The organism is Nocardioides sp. (assembly GCF_035697785.1).
Lineage (GTDB): Bacteria > Actinomycetota > Actinomycetes > Propionibacteriales > Nocardioidaceae > Nocardioides_B.
Map to the genome: position 1 here is coordinate 1 of NZ_DASSCL010000112.1, position 17694 is coordinate 17694.

General features: G+C 71.9%; 17 protein-coding genes. 11 read left to right on the plus strand and 6 right to left on the minus strand.

The features are described 5' to 3' along the window. The 3 genes from VFH10_RS11665 to VFH10_RS11675 form a co-directional block, all read left to right on the plus strand. Positions 1 to 457: acyl-CoA dehydrogenase family protein (locus VFH10_RS11665; protein ID WP_325128671.1), on the plus strand; the 457-nt coding region annotated here is incomplete at its 5' end. Next, positions 454 to 1680 (plus strand): acyl-CoA dehydrogenase family protein, encoded by a 1227-nt coding sequence (locus VFH10_RS11670; protein ID WP_325128673.1) that lies wholly within the window; start codon positions 454 to 456, stop codon positions 1678 to 1680. The genes VFH10_RS11665 and VFH10_RS11670, both read left to right, overlap by 4 nt. 53 nt (positions 1681 to 1733) lie before the next feature. Further along, positions 1734 to 1934, plus strand: a complete 201-nt coding sequence (locus VFH10_RS11675) for a hypothetical protein (protein WP_325128675.1) — start codon at positions 1734 to 1736, stop codon at positions 1932 to 1934. Between the two features lie 9 nt (positions 1935 to 1943). Here the strand turns inward: VFH10_RS11675 and VFH10_RS11680 are convergent, their stop codons facing one another. Next, a complete protein-coding gene (locus VFH10_RS11680; protein WP_325128677.1) occupies positions 1944 to 2771 on the minus strand; it encodes a DUF427 domain-containing protein in 828 nt (275 codons plus the stop codon). 55 nt (positions 2772 to 2826) lie between these two features. On the opposite strand from VFH10_RS11680, the gene VFH10_RS11685 reads away from it, so the two are divergent. Then, positions 2827 to 3435, plus strand: coding sequence for a hypothetical protein (locus VFH10_RS11685; protein ID WP_325128678.1), 609 nt, complete (start codon positions 2827 to 2829; stop codon positions 3433 to 3435). A gap of 10 nt (positions 3436 to 3445) precedes the next feature. Next, the gene (locus VFH10_RS11690) at positions 3446 to 4768 is read left to right on the plus strand and encodes a DUF2252 domain-containing protein (RefSeq protein ID WP_325128680.1); all 1323 of its coding nucleotides are present in this window, start codon (positions 3446 to 3448) and stop codon (positions 4766 to 4768) included. An 18-nt stretch (positions 4769 to 4786) separates the two neighbouring features. Here the strand turns inward: VFH10_RS11690 and VFH10_RS11695 are convergent, their stop codons facing one another. Further along, a complete protein-coding gene (locus tag VFH10_RS11695; protein ID WP_325128682.1) occupies positions 4787 to 5341 on the minus strand; it encodes a 2'-5' RNA ligase family protein in 555 nt (184 codons plus the stop codon). After that, the gene (gene galK, locus VFH10_RS11700) at positions 5338 to 6525 is read right to left on the minus strand and encodes a galactokinase (RefSeq protein ID WP_325128684.1); all 1188 of its coding nucleotides are present in this window, start codon (positions 6523 to 6525) and stop codon (positions 5338 to 5340) included. Before galK ends, VFH10_RS11695 begins: the two co-directional genes overlap by 4 nt. Before the next feature lie 121 nt (positions 6526 to 6646). On the opposite strand from galK, the gene VFH10_RS11705 reads away from it, so the two are divergent. From VFH10_RS11705 to VFH10_RS11720, 4 genes are all read left to right on the plus strand, one after another. After that, positions 6647 to 8128 carry a S8 family peptidase gene (locus tag VFH10_RS11705; protein WP_325128686.1) on the plus strand — a complete coding sequence of 494 codons (1482 nt, stop codon included), beginning with the start codon at positions 6647 to 6649 and terminating at the stop codon, positions 8126 to 8128. A gap of 142 nt (positions 8129 to 8270) precedes the next feature. Continuing rightward, a complete protein-coding gene (locus VFH10_RS11710) occupies positions 8271 to 9899 on the plus strand; it encodes a sulfatase (RefSeq protein WP_325128688.1) in 1629 nt (542 codons plus the stop codon). A gap of 22 nt (positions 9900 to 9921) precedes the next feature. After that, entirely contained in the window at positions 9922 to 11361 is a 1440-nt protein-coding gene (locus VFH10_RS11715) for a GuaB1 family IMP dehydrogenase-related protein (RefSeq protein ID WP_325128690.1), read from the plus strand. A gap of 99 nt (positions 11362 to 11460) precedes the next feature. After that, on the plus strand, positions 11461 to 12453 hold the full coding sequence (locus tag VFH10_RS11720) for an Acg family FMN-binding oxidoreductase (RefSeq protein WP_325128692.1): 993 nt from the start codon (positions 11461 to 11463) through the stop codon (positions 12451 to 12453). A 19-nt stretch (positions 12454 to 12472) separates the two neighbouring features. On the opposite strand, the gene VFH10_RS11725 is transcribed toward VFH10_RS11720, so the two are convergent. Continuing rightward, positions 12473 to 13744 (minus strand): APC family permease, encoded by a 1272-nt coding sequence (locus VFH10_RS11725; RefSeq protein WP_325128694.1) that lies wholly within the window; start codon positions 13742 to 13744, stop codon positions 12473 to 12475. Between the two features lie 58 nt (positions 13745 to 13802). On the opposite strand from VFH10_RS11725, the gene VFH10_RS11730 reads away from it, so the two are divergent. Then, positions 13803 to 14582, plus strand: coding sequence for an ArsR family transcriptional regulator (locus VFH10_RS11730; RefSeq protein ID WP_325128696.1), 780 nt, complete (start codon positions 13803 to 13805; stop codon positions 14580 to 14582). Further along, the gene (locus VFH10_RS11735) at positions 14579 to 14968 is read left to right on the plus strand and encodes a VOC family protein (protein ID WP_325128698.1); all 390 of its coding nucleotides are present in this window, start codon (positions 14579 to 14581) and stop codon (positions 14966 to 14968) included. Before VFH10_RS11730 ends, VFH10_RS11735 begins: the two co-directional genes overlap by 4 nt. Before the next feature lie 63 nt (positions 14969 to 15031). On the opposite strand, the gene VFH10_RS11740 is transcribed toward VFH10_RS11735, so the two are convergent. Together VFH10_RS11740 and VFH10_RS11745 are read right to left on the minus strand one after the other, a co-directional pair. After that, entirely contained in the window at positions 15032 to 16810 is a 1779-nt protein-coding gene (locus VFH10_RS11740) for a BCCT family transporter (protein ID WP_325128700.1), read from the minus strand. A 176-nt stretch (positions 16811 to 16986) separates the two neighbouring features. Further along, the gene (locus tag VFH10_RS11745) at positions 16987 to 17667 is read right to left on the minus strand and encodes a LysR substrate-binding domain-containing protein (protein ID WP_325128702.1); all 681 of its coding nucleotides are present in this window, start codon (positions 17665 to 17667) and stop codon (positions 16987 to 16989) included. Positions 17668 to 17694: the final 27 nt, after the last annotated feature.

Genomic DNA, 17694 nt, shown 5'->3' on the forward strand with positions numbered 1-17694 from the left:
GGACGTGCGCGTCCCGACCCACGCTGTGCTCGGGAGCGACGACGGCGCGACGTACGCCGAGTGCGTGCGGCTCTCACGCCTCGCCTGGTGTGCGCTGGCCGTCGGCACGGGTCAGGCGGTGCTCGACCACGTGACGCCGTACGTCAAGGAGCGCGAGGCGTTCGGCGAGCCAGTCGCTCACCGCCAGTCGGTGGCGTTCATGGTCGCCGACATGGCGATCGAGCTGCAGGCCATGCGGCTGCTCACGTACAAGGCCGCGGCGCGGGTCGCCGCCGGCAAGGACGCCTCCCGGGAGATCGGGCTGGCGCGCCACCTCTGCGCGAGCAAGGGCATGAAGATCGGCCTCGACGGGGTGCAGCTGCTCGGTGGCCACGGCTTCGTGAAGGAGCACCCGGTGGAGCGGTGGTACCGCGACCTCAGAGCGATCGGCGTGATGGAAGGCGGTGTCCTCGTATGACCATCAACCTGGACGACCCGAAGAAGCTCGTGCAGCTGCGCGACCAGGCCCACCAGGTCGCGATGAACATGCTGCGGCCGATCAGCCGCAAGTACGACGCCGCCGAGCACGAGTACCCCAAGGAGCTCGACATGCTCGCCGCGATGATCGACGGGCTGTCGGAGTCCGGCCAGGCGAGCGGCGCCGGCGCGTCGGGCGTACGACGCGACGAGAGCAGCTCGACCACGGAGGGCGATGGCTCGACCGTCAACGGCACCCACCTGGCGTCGGTCCTGTCGGTCATGGAGATGTGCTGGGGCGACGTCGGCCTGTTGCTGTCCATGCCCCGGCAGGGGCTCGGCAACTCCGCGATCGCCTCGGTGGCCGACGACGAGCAGGCCGAGAGGTTCAAGGGGGTGTGGGCGTCGATGGCGATCACCGAGCCGGGCACCGGCTCGGACTCCGCGAACATCTCGACGACCGCCCGGCTGGACGGCGACCACTACGTCCTCGACGGGGAGAAGATCTTCGTCACCTCGGGCGAGCGCTCGGACCACGTGGTGGTCTGGGCGACCCTCGACAAGGGTCTCGGCCGGGCCGCGATCAAGTCGTTCGTGGTGCCGAAGGGCACGCCCGGGATGACCGTGGAGCGGCTCGAGCACAAGCTCGGGATCCGCGCCTCCGACACCGCGACGATCCGGTTCGAGGGCTGCCGAGTGCCCAGGGAGAACCTCCTCGGCACTCCGGAGGTCGACGACAAGCAGGGCTTCGCGGGCGCGATGGCGACCTTCGACAACACCCGGCCCCTCGTCGCGGCGATGGCGGTCGGGTGCGCGCGAGCGTCGCTGGAGCTCACCCGTGAGCTGCTCGGGCAGGCCGGCGTCGACATCGACTACGACCGGCCGGCGCTGACCCAGTCGGCCGCCGCCGCGACGTACCTCCAGCTCGAGGCGGACTGGGAGGCGGCGTACCTGCTCACCCTCCAGGCTGCCTGGATGGCCGACAACCGCAAGCCCAACTCGCTCGAGGCGTCGATGGCGAAGGCCAAGGCCGGCCGGGCCGGCAACGAGATCACGCTGCGCTGCGTCGAGCTCGCCGGGAGCGTCGGCTACAGCGAGCACGACCTGCTGGAGAAGTGGGCCCGCGACTCCAAGATCCTCGACATCTTCGAGGGCACCCAGCAGATCCAGCAGCTGATCGTGGCCCGTCGCCTGCTCGGGAAGACGTCCGCGGAGCTGAAATAGGCGCGTGCGTTTGCGCCGGAGACCGGCGGGGAACGTCGCGGCAGGAGGTGCACATGCGCATCGGAGGCATCATCGTCGTCATCTGGCTCCTGATCGGGGCCGTGGCCGGGTACCAGCGCGGCTACTACTCCGGCGACCCGACCGACTGCGGCGAGGCGGGCACGATCGCGCTGACCGTTGTGGCGGGACCGCTCAACTACGTAGGGCTCAACCCGAAGGTCGAGGACTGCGAGACGCCGCAGCCGTCGGAGTAGGGCACCAGGTCAGAACCGCGCCTGGTCCTGCGGTGACGACCACGGTGTGACCGGGCGGGGGACCGTCTTACCGTCGAGGGTCAGGTCGGTGCGCTCGCTGTAGAAGCAGATCCGGTCCTTGACCCACAACGCGTCGTGCAGCGGGTCCCGGTAGGTCCAGGCGATGTCACGCCCGCCGCGCCGGCCGTCGGCAAGCGACCAGTACGACGCCTGCCCCTTGTAGGCGCACACCGTCGTCGTCGGTGAGGGGACGAGGTGCTCCATGCGCACGTCCGATGCGGACACGTACCACCGGACCGGGATGAGCGTCTCGTGCAGCGCGTAGGCGTCGCGGGTGTCGGCGAGCACCACCCCGTCGAGGGACACCACGACGTGTCGGCCGCTGGGCAGCACGTCGATCCGCTTGAAGGCGTCGTGTGGATGTCCCATCACCGGGTGGTCCTCCTCCGTCCACTCGAACGGGTGCCAGTCGAGCACGACCAGGCCGGCCAGGTCGGGGTCGTCGGGCCGGTACGCCGCGCCCTCGAGCACGGTGCTGCCCACCACCACGTCGAGGCTGGTGCCGGGGTCGAGGTGCAGCCCGAAGTTGACCGGTCCGAGGATCGGCGGGAGGTCGTCGGGCACGGGTGCAGGCTCGGTGGGCACGAGCCGCGCGACGACATCCACCTCCGGTACGGCGTACATGGGGACGACGCGCCGCGGCTCCCACACCAGCGCCGCGCCGGTGGTGTCGCACACCGTCACGCCGTCGAGATGGCAGCGGATCCGGCGCGTCACCGGCTCGTAGAGCATCCGGTCGTGCAGGGACATCAGGTGGGTGCCGAGCCGCAGGGCCATGCGCCCGATGGTGCTCCGACGCGTGATCCGCGGTCAACAGGGGACGATGCTGCCCATGAAGCTCTACGCGGACGCCCCCGGGCGACAGGCCCGGCAGGTGCTGGGCGACCTGCTCCTCGTGCTGTGGGCGGCACTCTGGGTGAAGCTGGCCCTGGTCGTGCGCGACGCGACCCTGGCGCTGGCGACGCCGGGGGAGCAGATCGAGGCGGCCGGCACCGGGCTGGCGGGCCGCCTGCGCGACGCGGGCAGCTCGGTCGGCGACCTGCCCCTGGTCGGCGACGAGGCGCGGGTGCCCTTCGACGGCGCCGGCGACGCCGCGGACCAGATCGCCGCCGCCGGCGCGGCCCAGGTCGAGGCGGTGCAGACCCTCGCCTTCTGGCTCGCCCTGTGCGTGGGGGCGGTGCCGATCCTGGTGGTGCTGGCGGTGTGGCTGCCGCTGCGCTGGCGGTTCGTCCGCGAGGCCACCGCTGGCAAGCGGTTCATCGACTCCACGGCCGATCTCGACCTGTTCGCGCTGCGGGCGATGAGCAACCAGCCCATGCACAGGCTCGCACGGATCAGCGACGACCCGGTGCGCGCGTGGCGCGACGGGGACGCGCCCGTCGTACGCGCACTTGCCGCCCTGGAGCTGAAGGACTCCGGTCTCGCGCTCCCGCGCGTCTAGATTTGCCGACATGGCTCGCCCCACCCGCAAGGCCCGACAGCAGCTGATCATCGACGTGCTCGAGGACGCCTTCGCCGCGCTGATGACGGCGGATCCCAAGGCGTTCCGCGGGAAGTTCCGCAAGATGGCCGCCGACCCGTTCGCGTTCTACCGGGGCTCGGCCTGCCTGTTCTACGCGGACATGACCGCGACGAAGGACGAGTGGGCCGACGAGCGCACCGGTGCCGTGTGGATCCACGGCGACCTGCACGCCGAGAACTTCGGCACCTACATGGACTCCGACGGCCGGCTGGTCTTCGACGTGAACGACTTCGACGAGGCCTACATCGGGCACTTCTCCTGGGACCTGCGCCGGTTCGTCGCGAGCCTGGCCCTGCTCGGCTGGCAGAAGGCCCTGCCGGAGGAGGCGATCCGGTCGCTGGTGGCGACATACCTGCGGGCGTACGTCGCCCAGGTGACTCACTACCTGGACCGCGAGCACGACGACGACTTCGCCCTGCACCTCGGCAACACAGAGGGACCGGTGCACGACATCCTCGTCGCGGCTCGGCTGTTCAGCAGGGTCGCTCTCCTCGACTCGGTGACACGCCTCGACGGGGCGGTGCGGGTCTTCCGCGAAGACGCCGGGGTACGACGCCTCGGCAAGGCGGAGCGCAAGAAGGTGGGTGCAGCCTTCGACTCCTACCTGGAGACCATCCCGGAGTCCAAGCGGATCGACCGTGAGCTGTTCTACGACGTGCGCGACGTGGTCGGCCGCACCGGGTTCGGGATCGGCAGCGCGGGACTCCCCGCCTACAACGTGCTGGTCGAGGGTTACACCCAGTCGCTCGACAACGATGTCGTGCTGTCGATGAAGCAGGCCAACGTGCCGGCCGTCAGCAGGTTCGTCGACAGCGCCGAGGTCGAGAAGTACTTCGAGCACGAGGGCCACCGCACGGTCGTCAGCCAGCGCGCGCTGCAGGTGCACACCGACCCGCTGCTCGGTTACACCAGCATCGACGGCGTCGGGTACGTCGTCGCCGAGATCTCGCCGTACGAGGCGGACCTCGACTGGGGTTCGCTCACAGAGCCCGACGAGATGACCGACGTGGTCAAGTCGCTCGGACGCGCCACCGCGAAGGTGCACTGCGCGAGCGACGAGGACAGCGACCAGGACCTCGTGACCTTCCAGACCGAGGAGGCGATCTGCGCCGTGCTGAAAGGTCGGCGCCGGGAGTTCGTCGCCGACCTCACCGACTTCGCGGTGGCCTACGCCGACCGGGTCCGCTCCGACCACGCGCTGTTCGTCGACGCCTTCCGCGAGGGCCGGATCGGCGGGGTCAGCGCCACCTGAGACGCCGCCCGGCCGACGTCAGGCCTCCGGTCCGAAGGGCAGCACGGCCACGGTGTGCCACGAGCCCGGTTCGTCGTTGCCGGCGATGAGCGTCGCGTGGTCGATCCGTGCGGTCAGCGGCAGCCTGCCGGTGAGCTCCGCCTCGGCAGCCCGGAGCTCTGCCGGCGATGCCGACGAGCGGTGCCCGACGGTCAGGTGCGGGACCACGTCCGGGTAGTCGCCGCCGTACGGCGGGTGGTCGGGGAAGGCGTCGACGAACGCGGCCGTCAGGTCTCGGAACGGCCGGTCGGGATCGGGCACCAGCCACAGGACGTCGTCGTCGAACCAGCCGCAGCGACCGAACGTGCAGTCGAACGCCGGGACGTCCCGGGTCAGGTCCGCGATCCGGCCGACCAGGGCGTCGTCGACCTGCCCCGGTCCGACGAACGGGTACAGCACGGTCACGTGCGCCGGCACTCCCCACGCGGCGGCGCGGTCGAGCCGCCGCCGCAGACCCGCAACGACCGGCTCGGTGGCCGGCACCGGGACGATCACCGCGGTCTCGGTGGGGCGGGCGCCCGCAGCTGCCGTCACGAGACGCGGGCGGCCGCCGCGGACGCGGGCGCCTCGAGGACGGCCGGCAGGTCCCAGCCGCGGTCCACGAACGCACGGCCCACGGCCTGCCCCACCAGCTCGACCCGGTCGGTCGGCACCAGCGCGATCGCGGAGCCGCCGAAGCCGCCGCCGGTCATCCGGGCCCCGAACGCGCCGGCGGACAGGGCGGTCTCAACGACCACGTCGAGCTCCTCGCAGGACACCTCGTAGTCGTCGCGCAGGGACACGTGCGAGGCGGTCAGCAGCGGCCCCACCGACGCGAGGTCGCCGGACTCGAGCGCCTCGACCATCGAACCCACCCGGACGTCCTCCGTGGCTACGTGCCTGGCCCGGCGGCGGAGCATCTCGTCGTCGAGCCGGTCGAGGGCGGCGTCCTCCAGGTCGATCAGGGACGGTACGCCGAGGGCACGAGCGGCGGCCTCGGACTCGCCGCGCCGGTCGCCGTACGCGCCGTCGGAGAGCGTGTGCTGGACGCGCGTGTCGATGACCAGCAGGGTCAGGTCGGCGGCGGCCGGATCCCACGGCACGTGCCGACGGCTGCCGGTGCCGAAGTCGATCAGCAGCGCGTGTCCGCGCCGGGCGAAGGCGGCGATCGCCTGGTCCATCCCGCCGGTGGGGGCGCCGACCACGTCGTTCTCGGCGCGCATGCACTCGGTGACGATCCGGTCGCGGAGCGTGTCGTCGAGGTCGAGGCCGGCGGCGTCGCAGGCTGCGATGGCCACCGCGACCTCCAGCGACGCCGAGCTGGACAGCCCGGCGCCGAGGGGCACGCGTCCGTCGACCACCAGGTCGAGACCGGGGACCGTGACGTGGTCGCCGTGCAGCGCCCACAGCACGCCCGCGACGTAGGCGGCGAAGCCCGACACCGACGAGGGCGTGACGTCCGCGACACGGCCCGCCCAGCCGTCCTCGGACTGCAGGCTGCGGACCGTGACGAGGTCGTCGGTGCGCCGTCCCGTCGCCACGAAGCAGGCGTGCGGGAGCGCGATCGGCAGGCACCGTCCGCCGTTGTAGTCGAGGTGCTCGCCGATCAGGTTGACCCGCCCGGGTGCGGCGTACACGCCGTCGGGCTGCCGGCCGTGCTCGTCGGCGAACGCGGCCGTCAAGGACTCGGCGATCTCGGCCGGGGATCCGGGTGGGACTTCGACGGGACGGGTCGGCACGCCGGCCACTCTAGGGCCTGACCGAGGCCCCGTCGGACGGCTCCCGCGTGACCAATCGGGCCCCCGGACGTTGTACCGGTCATGCCGGGCACCGACCCGGCCCGACCAGGAGGACCCCTGCATGCGCCGACTGTCGCGCACCGGTCTCGGGATCGGCCTCGCCGCCGCCCTCGCGACCGTTGTCTCGCTCCCCGCCACCGCCGCCCCCGCCCCCTCGGCCGGCCTGCTGGACGGCCTCGCGCCGGTGCAGGACTTCCTGCGCGGCGAGCTCTCCGACCTGACCCTCACCGAGCGGACCACCGTGCTGGTGCACGGCACCGACCTCGCGGCAGCCGAGCGGGCCGTCCGCGTCGCGGGGCTCACCCGCACCATGAGCTTCGACCGGATCGGTGTCGTGGTGGCGCGCGGCACCAAGGCACAGGTCGCCGCCGCCCGCGCCGTCCCCGGGGTCACCTACCTCGAGGGCAACCAGCCGATCGAGCTGGCCCAGACCACGTCCAACACCGCCACCCGCGGCGACGAGGCCTACCGCACCCTGACCGGCGCCGACGGCTCCGCGCTCAGCGGCCATGGCGTCTCCGTGGGCGTCATCGACTCCGGGGTCGACCCGACGCATCCCTACCTCACCGAGGCCGACGGCAGCTCCGCGGTCGTCTCCAACCAGAAGGTCCTCTGCGACCCGCTCGAGGCCGCCTGCCAGGTGCTCGACCTGCCGACCTCGGTCGACACCGACACGCTCGCCGTCGGCGGGCACGGCACCCACGTCGCCGGCATCGTGGCAGGCCGGCCGACCACGCTGTCCGACGGGTCGACGCTGCACGGGGCGGCGCCCGGCGCCAGGCTGGTGTCGCTCTCGACGGGCGCGGCACTGGTGATCCTCGGCGCCGACGCCGCCCTCAACTGGGTGCTGGAGAACCACGAGGCGCCGTGCGGCGATGGTGTCCCCACGGCCGAGTGCCCACCGATCAAGGTCACCAACAACTCCTACGGCCCGACCGGGGGCGGCGCCTTCGACCCGGAGTCGGCGACCGTCAAGCTGCAGCGCGCGCTGGCCGCCGAGGGCGTGGCCACCGTGTGGGCCAACGGCAACGACGGTGGCGACGGCACCGAGAGCTTCTCCAACCCGCCAGGGCAGGACCCGACCGGCGGCGTGATCTCGGTGGCGTCCTACAACGACCTCGAGTCCGGCACCCGGGACGGCGAGGTGTCCGAGTTCTCCTCGCGCGGCCGGGCCGGCGAACCGTCGACGTACCCCGACATCTCCGCTCCGGGCGACACGATCACCTCCTCGTGCCGGTTGTACCTGGCGATCTGCGCCACCGGGCTCGACCCCAGGAACGGACCCGAGGCGACCGACATCGGCACGTTCAACACGATCAGCGGTACGTCGATGGCCGCCCCGCACATCGCCGGCATCGTCGCCCAGCTCTTCCAGGACGAACCGACGGCCACGCCGGGCGAGGTCGAGGACGCGATCAAGTCGACGGCGCACAAGTACGCCTTCGGCGCGCCCTACGAGACGGCACCGCTCGGCACGACCTCGTTCGACAAGGGCTACGGCCTCGTCGACGTGGTGGCAGCCGCGGAGGCGCTCGGCGGCTGACCTCGGTCGGGGGGTGGACCCGAGGGGCCGGTCGCTTCGGCGGTCGGTCTCTCGGCGCTCTCGGTCGGGTCGGCCCCCGCCGACCGGCTTGTTGTAGTAAGTTGATCGACAATCATGTCGGTCGACCTGCTCGGGGGTAGTCATGCGTCGCGTCCTTCTCGTTCTCGCTGTCATCGGCGCCGCGCTCCTGACCCTCGGGACGACCGTCGTCAGCGAGGTCGATGCGGCCGCCTCCGGGGAGGCTGCGCCGGCGTCGCTGGCGGCGGGGCAACCCAACGTCGTCGTGATCACGCTCGACGACATGCGCGAGGACGACCTCCGGTTCATGCCGAGGACGCAGGCCCTGGTCGGTGGTCAGGGCGTGACGTTCGACAACGCGTTCTCGCCGTACCCGCTCTGCTGCCCGTCGCGGTCCTCGTTCCTCACCGGGCTCTACACCCACAACCACAAGGTGTGGTCGCACCAGGAGCCATGGGGCTTCCAGGCCCTGAGGGACCAGCAGACGCTGCCCGTGTGGCTGCAGGCGGCCGGCTACGACACGGTCTTCCTCGGGAAGTACCTCAACGGCTACGGGACGCAGCCCGCTCCCGACGGCAGCGCACCGGACTCGAAGACCTACGTCCCGCCGGGATGGACCGACTGGCGAGGGGCGATCGACGGCGGCCTCGAAGCCGGCCACCCGCAGGACGGCGGCACCTACCGGTTCTTCAACACCACGCTCAACGACGACGGGCAGTTCTACCTGGAGCCCGGCCGCTACCAGTCCGAGGTGTTCGGGGACCTCACCGCCGGGATCGTCGCCGAGCAGGCGGGCGACGACCGGCCGTTCTTCCTGTGGGCCAACTACGTGGCGCCGCACCACGGCAACCCCGACGAGCCCGACGACCCCAAGCCCATCACCCGGGACGACGGCAAGAAGACACGCTTCGTGACCACCGCGCGTCCGGCCCGGGTCAAGGGGATGTTCGACGCCCAGGTCACCGAGGCCCCCGGCGCGGCGGGCGAGGACGACGTCAGCGACAAGCCGTTCTTCGTGCGTGAGCTGCCGCCACTGAACGCTGCGGAGCTGGCCGGGCTGCTGGAGGTGACCCGGCAGCGTGCCGAGTCGCTGGCGGTGGTCGACGAGCAGGTCGAGAAGACGGTCGCCGCGCTCGCTGCGACCGGGGAGCTCGACGACACCCTGGTCATCGTCACGTCCGACAACGGCTACTTCCTCGGCGAACACCGGATCCGGCAGGGGAAGGTGCTGCCGTACGAGCCCGCCCTCGCGGTGCCACTCCTGGTCCGCGGGCCGGGGATCCCCGCCGGCGAGGTGCGAACCGACCCGTTCACGACCGTGGACGTCGCCCCCACGGTCCTCTCCGCGGCGGGCACGACCGTCGACTGGCCGCTCGACGGCAAGGACCTGCTCGGTGTCGCACGTTCGGGCGACCGGGGCTGGCGGCGGGCGGTCCTCACGGAGACCGGGCCGCGTGGCGTGGTCGCCGACCTCGACGAGTCCGGCCCGGAGCTGAAGCCGCGCGACCCCGGCCCGGACGCGAAGCGGTTCTCGCAGGGCATCCGCACGGCTCGTTACCTGTACGTCGAGCACGCCAGTGGCGAGACGGAGCTGTACGACATGGCCGTCGACCCCGACCAGCTCGACAGCGTGGCCGGCGACCCGGCGTACGCCGAGGACCAGGCAGCGCTGGCGCGGGTGCTCGACAAGATGCGCGGCTGCCGGGCGGGGGCGTGCTCCGCCCCGATGCCGAGGTCGCTGCGCGCCGGGTAGCCGCCTGTAGCATCTTGGACTCGTGCGCTTCGTCAACGAGTCCTCACCCGGTTACGACCTGACCTACAACGACGTCTTCATGGTGCCGCGCCGCTCCGCGGTCGCCTCGCGGTACGACGTCGACCTGTCGACGAGCGACGGCACCGGCACCACGCTGCCGCTCGTGGTGTCCAACATGACGGCGGTGAGCGGCCGGCGGATGGCCGAGACCGTCGCGCGCCGGGGCGCCGTCGCCGTGATCCCGCAGGACATCCCGTTCGAGGTGGTGCGCGAGGTGATCTCGTGGGTCAAGCGGCGGCACCTGGTCTTCGACACCGCGATCACCCTCGATCCACACATGACCGTCGGTGACGCGATGGCGCTGCTGCCCAAGCGCGCGCACCGGGCCGCCTTCGTGGTCTCCGAGGACGGCCGCCCCCTCGGCGTGGTCACCGAGGAGGACTGCACCGGCGTCGACCGGTTCACCCAGGTGGCCCAGGTGATGAGCGCCAACCCGTTGACACTGCCGGACACGGTCGACCCGCGTGCGGCGTTCGACCGGCTCGACGCGGCCCGTCGCCGCGTGGCACCGGTCGTCGACGGCGACGGCCGACTCGTCGGCGTGCTCACCAAGACCGCCGCGTTGCGGTCGACGCTCTACACGCCCGCGCTCGACGCCGACGGGCGGTTGCGCGTGGCCGCCGCGATCGGCGTCAACGGCGATGTCGCCGCCAAGGCCACCGACCTGCTCGCGGCCGGCGCGGACACCCTGGTCGTCGACACCGCGCACGGGCACCAGGACCGGATGGTCGAGGCGCTCCGGGCGGTCCGCTCGGTCGACCCCGCCGTGCCGGTGGTCGCCGGCAACGTCGTGTCGGCCGAGGGCGTCCGCCAGCTCGTCGAGGCCGGCGCCGACATCGTCAAGGTCGGGGTCGGTCCCGGCGCCATGTGCACCACGCGGATGATGACCGGGGTGGGCCGCCCGCAGTTCTCTGCGGTGCTGGAGTGCGCGGCAGCGGCCCGGTCGCTGGGCAAGCACGTGTGGGCCGACGGCGGCGTGCGCTACCCCCGCGACGTGGCGCTTGCGCTCGCCGCCGGCGCCTCCCAGGTGATGATCGGGTCCTGGTTCGCGGGGACCCACGAGTCGCCCGGCGACCTGCACGTCGACGCCGACGGTCGCGCCTACAAGGAGAGCTTCGGGATGGCCTCGGCGCGCGCGGTGGCCAACCGGACCAGCACGGACACCGCGTTCGACCGGGCCAGGAAGGGCTTGTACGAGGAGGGCATCTCCTCGAGCCGGATGTTCCTCGAGCGGGACCGGCCCGGCGTGGAGGACCTGATCGACCAGATCTGCGCCGGCGTCCGTTCGGCCTGCACCTACGCGGGCGCGCGCAGCCTCGAGGAGCTGCACGAGTACGCCGTGGTGGGCATCCAGTCGGCGGCCGGGTTCCACGAGGGTCGTCCGCTCCCCGGCGGCTGGTGACTACCTCCGGGTAGGGGTCGAACTCCTCGACGGCCCGGGCCGTTGGTCCCTGTCGTCGCGGTTCCGGCCTTGTCAGGGTCGGTCGCAGGAGGTCGTCCCATGAACATCACCACGCCGCCCACCCGCACCCTGCACCGGCTCGTCGAGCTCGCGTGCCGGGCCCCGTCCGTGCACAACAGCCAGCCCTGGCGATGGCGGGTCGAGGACGACCGGATCACGCTGCTCGCCGACCGGGCGCGGCAGCTGATGCGCATCGACCCCGACGGCCGCGACCTGTTGCTCAGCTGCGGCGCGGCGCTGCACCACCTGCGGGTGGCGGCCCTGGCCGAGGGGTACCGGTGCCGGGTGCGTCGTGACCCCTACGGCTCGTCGGACAACGTGCTCGCCATCGTCGAGCTCGTCGCCGCCGACGTCCCAACCGAGGCGGTCGCCGCCGCCGCCCTGATCGACCAGCGGCGCACCGACCGCCGCCGCTTCTCCTCCTGGGCGGTCCCGGAGCATCGGCTGGACGAGCTGGCCGACGCCGCTGCGGGGGAGGGGGTCCGGGCGGTGCCGGTCACCGGCCAGGGCATGCGCAGGCGGCTGGTGGAGATCCTGTCGCGGGCGTCGCGCGAGCAGCAGTTCGACTGGAGCGCCGTGGACGAGACGGCTGCCTGGACGGGTCCGCGCACCACGGACGGCGTACCGCCTGAGAACGTGCCGCGGCGCGTCGACGCGGAGCGGCACGCCGACCCGGTCGGCACCCGCTACCCGAGCGGAACGCTCGTGGACGACAGCGACGACCACGCGGACCCTGGGTACGACGCGAGCCGGTTGCTCGTGCTCTGCACGGACGGCGACGAGACGACCGAGCGGCTGCGGGCCGGGGAGGCGCTGAGCGCGGTGCTGCTCGCCGCGACCGGGCAGGGCCTCGCCACCGTGCCGCTGAGCCAGGCGACGGAGGTGCACGCCACCCGTGAGCTGCTGAAGCGCGAGATCCTGCTCGGCGTCGCCATCCCGCAGGTCGTGGTGCGCGTCGGGTGGCGGCCGGTGTCCTACGAGCCGGTGCCGGCCACGCCACGCCGACCACTGGTCGAGGTGCTCGAGGTCTGAGCGACGGGTGTCGCCCCGGTCATCGCGCAGCCCGGGCACTTCTCCTGGACCGGACCACCCGGTAGGCCACGCCCACCGCGAACACGGCGATGCCGCTGACGACCGATGACAGCGGGAGGGTGAGGACGAGGACCGCGCAGCCCGCGGCACCCAGCGTCTGCAGCAGCCGTGGGAAGCGGCGGTGGCCGGGGTCCTGGGTGCGCGCGGCGAGGTTCGCCACCAGGTAGTACACCAGCACCCCGAACGACGAGAACCCGATCGCGCCGCGAAGGTCCACGGTCAGCACCAGCAGGCACACGGCGCCGGCGAGGGCCGTCTCCGCGTGATGGGGCACCCGGAAACGCGGGTGCACAGCGGCCAGCCACCGGGGGAGGTCGCCGTGGCGGGCCATCGCCAGGCTGGTGCGACCGACGCCGGCGATCAGGGCCAGCAGCGCACCGAGCGCCGCCGCGGCGGCGCCTACACGCACCACCGGCCCGGCCCAGGACCAGGAACCCTCGAGCACCACGTCCAGCAACGGTGCGCCGCTGGCGGCGACCCCGTCGGCGCCCAGGACGGTGAGGATCGTGACCCCGATGACGGCGTACACGAAGACGGTGATGCCCAGCGCCAGCTGGATCGCCCGCGGGATCGTCCGTTCGGGCGTCTTGACCTCCTCGCCCATGGTGGCGATGCGCGCGTAGCCGGCGAACGCGAAGAACAGCAGGCCCGCCGACTGCAGCACGCCGTACCACCCGAGCCCGGGGTCGATAGCCGTGCCGAACCGGTCCGGGTCCGGCCCGGCACCGAGCAGGCCGACCGCCACGACGACGGCCAGGGACGCGAGCACGATGCTGACGATCACGCGCGTCAGGGCTGCCGTGCGGGTGACCCCGCGGTAGTTGACGGCGGCGAGCGCCACCACGGCCGCGACGGCGGTCGGCCGTTGCCAGTCCGCCGGTACGGCGTACGCGGCGAAGGTCAGCGCCATCGCGGCGCAGCTCGCGGTCTTGCCGACCACGAACCCCCAACCGGCCAGGAAGCCCCACCAGTCACCCAGACGCTCGCGCCCGTAGACGTAGGTCCCACCGGACGTGGGGTACTGCGCCGCCAGCTGTGCGGAGGAGGTGGCGTTGCAGTAGGCGACGACGGCGGCGATCGCGAGGCCGAGCAGCAAGGCGGCGCCGGCCGACCTGGCAGCCGGTCCGAAGGCGGCGAACACCCCGGCGCCGAGCATGGAGCCCAGACCGATCAGGACGGCATCGGTCGTGCCCAGCGTCCTCGCCAGAGCGGGCGGTCGAGCCTCGGACACGGGGGTCCTCCCTCCGCTCCATCGAGCCCATCAAACTGATTTGATGTATCATCTCGCCATGGGCCGGACCGGTCAACCAACGCCCCCGTCGTTCGTCGGGTTGGCAGCCCACCCCGTGCGCTGGCGGTTGATGACCGAGCTGGCCACCAGCGACCTGCGCGTCCGCGAGCTCGTCCAGCGGGTCGACCAACCGCAGAACCTGGTCTCGTACCACTTGCGCCTGCTGCGCACCGGGGGCCTCGTGACTGCCGGCCGCAGCAGCTTCGACGCGCGGGACAGCTACTACCACCTGGACCTCGACCGCTGCGCACAGGCGCTCACCGCAGCCGGGCTCGGGCTGCATCCCGCGCTGGGCTCCGGCGCCTCAGCGGTGCCCGTGCCCGAGCTGGACCGGCCGGCACCCTCCGTGCTCTTCGTGTGCACCGGCAACAGCTCCCGGTCCCCGATCGCCGAGGCGCTTCTGCGTCGCCGCACCGAAGGCCGCGTGGAGGTGATCAGCGCCGGCAGCAACCCGAAGCCCCACATCCACCCCGACGCGGTGCGGGTGCTGCGCGACGACTACGGCATCGACATCGCGGCGCAGCGCACGCGTCACCTCGATACGCTGGCCGGCCACAGGTTCGACCATGTGGTCACCCTGTGCGACAAGGCCCGGGAGGTCTGCCCAGAGTTCCCGGACCGGCCGCGCCTGGTCCACTGGAGCATTCCCGACCCGGCCACCGCGGAGGACGCCGGCGCGCCCGGCCGTCCGGCGTTCCGGCGTACGGCTGCCGAAATCGACGCCCGTGCCCGGCACCTGATTCCCGTCCTCGCCAGAGCTCAGGAGGCTCAGCCATGACGACGCCCGACCAGTACGCAAGCGTCAGATACGTCGTCGACGACGTGCAGGCCGCCGTCGACTTCTACACCGGTCACTTCGGTTTCGAGCTCCGGATGAGCGCCGCGCCGGCCTTCGCCGACGTGGTGCGCGGCCCGCTGAGGCTGCTGCTGTCCGGGCCTGCCAGCTCGGGCGCCCGCGCGACGCCGGAGGACGCTGCGACGGCCGGCCGCAACCGGGTGCACCTGGGCGTGGCCGACCTCGACACCGAGATCGAGAGGTTGCGTGCGGCCGGGGTGCCGTTCCGCAGCGACGTCGTGCAGGGTCCCGGCGGGCGACAGATCCTCGTCGCCGACCCGGCCGGCAACCTCATCGAGCTGTTCCAGCCCGCCGAGTCGCAGCACTGACGCGGGGCCGCGACCGCCCTTGCAGACGGCCTCGGCCCCGCATCATCGGGTGCGACGAGACGCTCAGCCTCTCGGGTGCGGCTCCGCGGTGTCCTCGCGTGTCGTTGCGCTGTCGGAGTACTCGGTGAGTAGCGGTTCGTCGGACTGCTCGATGGTGAGCGCGAAGTCGTCGCCGTGCCGCGTAGCTCCGGTCACGACCGCCTTCTCCACCGCTGCCGCGGCGTAGTGGCGGCGCACCATCAGCGGGTCGCTGCGCAGGTCCTTGACCAGGGCCGCGGCCAGCCCGACCATGACGATCGCGAACGGCAGGGCCGCCACGATCGTGAGGTTCTGCAACCCGGTCAGAGCCGAGTCTCCGCCGACGAGCAGCATCACCGCCGCCACTGCGCCGGTGACCACGCCCCAGAAGATGACGTTCATCCGGCTCGGCTCGAGGGTGCCGCGCTGGGAGAGGGTGGCCATCACGATCGACGCGGCATCGGCGCCGGAGACGAAGAAGATCGCCACGAGCAGCATGACCAGCACGGTGGTCGCCCCGGCCATCGGCATGGTGTCGAGGAGGCCGAACAGCTGGCCCTCCGTGGTGGCCGCGCCGGCGAGGTCGGCGCCGTTCTGCTCGGCCTTGATGGCGGCGCCACCGAAGATCGCGAACCAGACCAGGCTGACCAGTGAGGGCACCAGGAGCACCCCGGTGACGAACTGGCGGATCGTGCGACCGCGTGAGATGCGGGCGATGAACATGCCCACGAAAGGTGTCCAGGAGAGCCACCAGGCCCAGTAGAACACCGTCCAGCCGGAGAGCCAGGTGGCCATGCCCTCGCCGCCGGAGGCCTCGGTGCGGGCGGACATCATCGCCAGGTCCTGGAAGTAGCTGCCGACGGCGGTCGGGATCAGGTCGAGCATGAAGACCGTCGGGCCGACGACGAACACGAACAGCGCGAGTGTGATCGCCAGCACCATGTTGATGTTGGACAGCCACTGGATGCCCTTCGCCACCCCGGAGACCGCCGACAGGATGAAGGCCGCGGTGAGGATCGCGATGATCGCGACCAGCACACCGTTGCCGACCGTGCCGATGCCGCTGACGATCTCCACGCCGCTGCCGATCTGCAGAGCGCCAAGCCCCAGTGACGCGGCGGAGCCGAACAGCGTGGCGAAGATCGCGAGCATGTCGATGATCCGCCCGGCCGTGCCGGTGGCGCGCTTCTCGCCGATGAGCGGGATGAAGCCGGAGGAGATCAGCTGTGAACGGCCGCGCCGGAATACGCCGTACGCGATGGCGATGCCGACGACTGCGTAGATCGCCCACGGGTGCAGGGTCCAGTGGAAGAGCGTGGTCGCCATGGCCGTCTGGACGGCTTCGGGGTTGCCCGCGGGCCCGGTGCCGGGCGGGGGAGTCACGAAGTGGGTCAGCGGTTCGCTGACGCCGAAGAACATCAGGCCGATGCCCATGCCGGCGCTGAACATCATCGCGATCCAGGAGATCGTGCGGAACTCCGGCTCCTCGTCGTCGGCGCCGAGCGGGATGTTGCCGAACCGGCCCATCGCCAGCCAGATCACGAACACCACGAAGGCCGATGCCAGCACGACGAACAGCCAGCCCATGTTGTGCACGGTCCACTCGAGGGCCGAGCCGGACGCGCCACCGAGGCTTTCGGTGTCGAGGAAGCCCCAGGCGACGAAGGCCAGGGCGATCACGGCGGTGACGCCGAACACGACCCGGTCGACCTTCGATCCTCGGGCGTTCTCGTCCACGATGACCGGCGTGTCGAGCGCCGGGTGGACGACGGTCTGCGGGCGGGGGTCACCGGCAGTCTGTTCTGGTCGGGTGTCGATACTCACGCAGGTGTGCGCCGCAGCGGGCGACGCCCTCCTCATCCATCACGGTCGGGGACTGGTGGCCGCGGTCGAGGCAAGCAGACCTCTCAACACATTCTCAAGTCGAGGCTTCTGTCCGCGCCCCGGCGCGAGACCGTTCTCACAGGTGGCATACCCCGCGGTAACCCGTTCGACACACCTCAGCCCCGACGACGTCGACCACCACTTCGCCGTCCCGGCGTACGACGACGGTCGGAACGGGCGCGGTCGGCGTTGGCGCCGGCACCGGGGCGCTTCGGCGGCGGGTCCTCCACCGGCGGCTGGTCGCCACGCGAGCTGCGCTCGGTGCGACCGCGCACGATGCCGATGAGCATCTCGGTGAGGGGGTCCTCGTTGTCCCGCCGCCAGGCCAGCCCGACCTGTGACTCCGGCACCCCCGACACCGGGACGGCGACTACGTCCTTGCGGTGGTGCACCCGCGCCACGGACATCGGGAGGACCACGACGCCGGTGCCTGCGGCCACGGTCTCGACCTTCAGTCGCGTGGACAGCTCCGGGTCGTCGAGCACGAGCTCGTCTCGCAGGTCGTCGAGCGGGATCTCGTCGTACGCCGCGACCGGGTGCTCCTTGCCGACGACGACCACCGGCACCTCGCGGTAGAGCGGGATGTGGTGCAGGCCGTCCCGGTCCGCCTCGTCGAGGTCCCGGACGAAGCTCATCGCCGCGGTGCCGTCGCGGACCGCGTCCACCTGCCGCGCGTCCGTCACGAGCGTGAGGTCCAGGAGGGTCCCGGGCACCCGCTCGCGCCAGCGGCGGCGCCACTTGTCCAGGGTGACGCCGTCGACGAAGGTCACCGCGAAGCGGTCCGGGTCCGGTGTCACGCGACGAGCCTAGGGTCGTCGGTCGTT

Coding starts and splice junctions, on each gene's coding strand:
- VFH10_RS11730 (WP_325128696.1), top strand. CDS start 13,803: ATGGGCCGGACCGGTCAACCAACGCCCCCGTCGTTCGTCGGGTTGGCA.
- VFH10_RS11735 (WP_325128698.1), top strand. CDS start 14,579: ATGACGACGCCCGACCAGTACGCAAGCGTCAGATACGTCGTCGACGAC.
- VFH10_RS11680 (WP_325128677.1), bottom strand. CDS start 2,771: ATGGCCCTGCGGCTCGGCACCCACCTGATGTCCCTGCACGACCGGATG.
- VFH10_RS11675 (WP_325128675.1), top strand. CDS start 1,734: ATGCGCATCGGAGGCATCATCGTCGTCATCTGGCTCCTGATCGGGGCC.
- VFH10_RS11670 (WP_325128673.1), top strand. CDS start 454: ATGACCATCAACCTGGACGACCCGAAGAAGCTCGTGCAGCTGCGCGAC.
- VFH10_RS11705 (WP_325128686.1), top strand. CDS start 6,647: ATGCGCCGACTGTCGCGCACCGGTCTCGGGATCGGCCTCGCCGCCGCC.
- VFH10_RS11720 (WP_325128692.1), top strand. CDS start 11,461: ATGAACATCACCACGCCGCCCACCCGCACCCTGCACCGGCTCGTCGAG.
- VFH10_RS11710 (WP_325128688.1), top strand. CDS start 8,271: ATGCGTCGCGTCCTTCTCGTTCTCGCTGTCATCGGCGCCGCGCTCCTG.
- VFH10_RS11685 (WP_325128678.1), top strand. CDS start 2,827: ATGAAGCTCTACGCGGACGCCCCCGGGCGACAGGCCCGGCAGGTGCTG.
- VFH10_RS11690 (WP_325128680.1), top strand. CDS start 3,446: ATGGCTCGCCCCACCCGCAAGGCCCGACAGCAGCTGATCATCGACGTG.